Genomic DNA, 544 nt, shown 5'->3' on the forward strand with positions numbered 1-544 from the left:
ACCGGAGATCGAGAACACGTCTTCCACTGGCATCAGGAAGGTACCGTCAATGGCACGCTCCGGCGTCGGGATGTAGCTGTCCAGAGCAGCTGCCAGAGCGAAAATGGCGGGTTCGCCGATTTCCGATTGGTCGCCTTCCAGGGCCTTCAGTGCCGAACCCTTGATGATGGGCAGGTCGTCGCCTGGGAAATCGTACTTGCTCAGCAGTTCACGGACTTCCATTTCAACGAGCTCGAGCAGTTCGGCGTCGTCGACCATGTCGGCCTTGTTCATGAACACGATGATGTAAGGCACGCCAACCTGGCGGGCCAACAGGATGTGTTCGCGGGTCTGCGGCATCGGACCGTCAGCGGAGGACACAACCAGGATCGCGCCGTCCATCTGGGCAGCACCGGTGATCATGTTCTTGACGTAGTCGGCGTGACCTGGGCAATCAACGTGAGCGTAGTGACGGTTCTCGGTCTCGTACTCAACGTGCGCGGTATTGATGGTAATACCACGGGCCTTTTCTTCCGGCGCGCTGTCGATCTGGTCGTAGCCCTTG

General features: G+C 59.0%; 1 protein-coding gene. It reads right to left on the minus strand.

What is annotated here, in order from left to right; all coding sequences use genetic code 11:
* On the minus strand, positions 1–544 hold a 544-nt coding region (locus tag ACYVHK_RS24715; RefSeq protein WP_460537753.1), incomplete at both ends, for a GTP-binding protein.

This window comes from Chitinimonas naiadis (assembly GCF_054780835.1).